Source organism: uncultured Mycobacterium sp. (genome assembly GCF_964249325.1).
Lineage (GTDB): Bacteria > Actinomycetota > Actinomycetes > Mycobacteriales > Mycobacteriaceae > Mycobacterium.
In genome coordinates, this window is the sequence record NZ_CAXUCH010000378.1 from 162 (window position 1) to 2,748 (window position 2,587).

Here is a 2,587-nt window from a genome sequence, read left to right on the forward strand (position 1 = left end):
TATCAGCGCCGCGACAAGGTTGCCGTCATCACGTTCCGGGAGCAGAGCGCACAGCTGCTGCTGCCGCCGACCTCGTCGGCGCACATCGCGGGTCGCCGGTTGGCGCGCTTCGACACCGGCGGCAAAACCCCGCTGGCCGAAGGCTTGCTGGCTGCCCGCGAGTTGGTGATCCGGGAGAAGGTGCGTGACCGGGCGCGCCGCCCGCTGGTGGTAGTGCTCACCGACGGACGGGCCACCGCCGGACCGGACCCGTTGGGCCGCAGTCGGTTAGCGGCTGCGTGCCTGGTTGCCGAGGGCGCATCCGCGGTGGTCGTCGACTGCGAGACGTCTTATGTGCGTTTAGGACTCGCCGAGCAACTGGCTGGGCAGCTTAGGGCGCCGACGATTCGGCTGGAGCAGTTGCGCGCCGATCACCTGACCCATGCCGTGCGCCGTGTTGCTTGAGCCGGTGGAGTAAACGCTATGCCACAAGGCCGTCCACTCGAGGTTCCCGACGACGGGCTGACCACCCGAGCGCGGCGCACCATGCCGGTGCTGGCCGTGCACACCGGTGCCGGCAAGGGCAAGTCGAGCGCTGCCTTCGGGATGGCGCTACGCGCGTGGAACGCCGGCTTGGACATCGCGGTGTTCCAGTTCGTCAAGAGCGGGAAATGGAAGGTCGGCGAGGAGGAGGCGTTTCGCCAGCTTGGCCGACTCCACGATGAACAGGGCATCGGCGGGCCGGTGCAGTGGCACAAGATGGGCGCAGGCTGGTCCTGGTCGCGAAAACCCGGCAGCGTTGACGACCACGCGGCCGCGGCCGCCGACGGGTGGGCCGAGATCGCACGCCGGCTTGCCGCGCAACGGCACGACTTCTACGTGCTCGACGAGTTCACCTATCCGCTCAAGTGGGGCTGGGTCGGCGTCGACGACGTGGTCGACACCCTGGTGGACCGCCCCGGTCGCCAGCATGTGGTGATCACCGGCCGTGACGCCCCGCCGCGGCTGGTCGAGGCCGCCGATCTGGTGACCGAAATGAGCAAGGTCAAGCACCCGATGGACGTCGGCCGCAAAGGCCAGAAGGGCATCGAGTGGTGAGTGTTCCGGCCGTCGTCGTCGCTGCGCCGGCGTCGGGCGGTGGAAAGACCACTGTCGCAACGGGTTTGATTGGGGCGTTGCGGCGGGCTGGCCACCGGGTCGCGGGATTCAAGGTCGGCCCCGACTTCATCGACCCCGGTTATCACGCGCTGGCCTCCGGGCGACCCGGGCGCAACCTGGACCCGGTCCTGGTGGGAGAGCAGCTGATTGGCCCGCTATATGCCCACGGCGCCGCCGGCGCCGACATCGCCGTCGTCGAAGGCGTTATGGGTCTTTTCGACGGACGCATCGGAACTGACCCGGCCATCCCGGCAGCCGGATCTACCGCCCACGTCGCCGCCCTGCTCGGCGCCCCGGTGATCATTGTCGTCGATGCGCGCGGCCAAAGTCACAGCATCGCCGCACTGCTGCACGGGTTTTCGACATTCGACGCCGCCACCCGCATCGCCGGCGTCGTGCTCAACCGGGTCGGATCGGCCAGGCACGAACAGGTGCTGCGGCAGGCATGCGAGCACGCCGGCATCGCCGTTTTCGGCGCCATCCCCCGCACCGACAAAATCGAAGTGCCCACCCGGTATCTGGGCCTGGTCACCGCCGTCGAATACGGTCGCCACGCGCGTGACGCGGGCGACGCGACGACAACACTGATCGCTCGCCACATCGATGTCGGCGCCGTGGCCGCCGCCGCGGCCAGCCGGGTCGCCGATTCGCCGTGGGATCCCGCGGCCGCAATCGGCGACGTCGAGGGCGCTTCTGTCACCGTGGCGCTGGCGGCGGGAAAGGCATTCAGTTTCGGCTACACCGAGCATGCGGAGCTGTTGCGGGCCACCGGTGCCGAGGTCGTCGAATTCGACCCCTGTGTGGACTTCTTGCCCGACGGTAGCGGCGCCGTCGTTCTGCCCGGCGGCTTCCCCGAGCAGTTCACCGCGGAGCTTTCCGCGAATACCATTGCCCGCCAAAAGATCAAGTCGCTGGCCATCTCGGGTGCGCCGGTGCACGCCGAATGCGGAGGGCTGACCTATCTGGTCTCCGAGCTCGACGGCTACCCGATGTGCGACGTGCTGGCCGGATCGGCACGATTCACCGAGCACCTGACGTTGGGTTACCGCGACGCCTTCGCGGTGACTGATTCGCCGCTGCATCGCACGGGGCAGCGCGTTGTCGGACACGAATTCCACCGCACTGCAGTTACTTTCACCGAAAGCTACCAACCGGCGTGGGTATATCGCAGCCAGGAGGCGAACGCCATACGAGACGGGGCAGCGCACGCCGGTGTGCATGCTTCATACCTGCACACCCATCCGGCTGCCACACCGCGCGCGGTGGCCCGCTTCGTCGCGCACGCCGCACAGCTCGGGCTCTAGCTGGATGGTGGCGACCCGCTGCGCCCGGCTGCGCGGCGCTTGCGATCGCCACTAAGATGCATGGTGGCGACCCGCTGCGCCCGGCTGCGCCGCGCTTGCGATCGCCACTAAGATGCATGGTGGCGACCCGCTGCGCCCGGCTGCGC

Annotated in this window: 2 protein-coding genes and 1 pseudogene (1 of these 3 running past the window's edge); all 3 read left to right on the forward strand. The window is 68.6% G+C overall.

Annotated features, from left to right (window positions below):
* Positions 1-444: pseudogene (locus tag ACFE99_RS24710) on the forward strand (VWA domain-containing protein) (its annotated part extends 161 nt beyond the left edge of the window); the annotation flags it as partial.
* 18 nt (positions 445-462) lie between these two features.
* A complete protein-coding gene (cobO, locus tag ACFE99_RS24715) occupies positions 463-1,077 on the forward strand; it encodes a cob(I)yrinic acid a,c-diamide adenosyltransferase (RefSeq protein ID WP_375489460.1) in 615 nt (204 codons plus the stop codon).
* The gene (locus ACFE99_RS24720) at positions 1,074-2,441 is read left to right on the forward strand and encodes a cobyrinate a,c-diamide synthase (protein WP_375489463.1); all 1,368 of its coding nucleotides are present in this window, start codon (positions 1,074-1,076) and stop codon (positions 2,439-2,441) included. Before cobO ends, ACFE99_RS24720 begins: the two co-directional genes overlap by 4 nt.
* Positions 2,442-2,587: the final 146 nt, after the last annotated feature.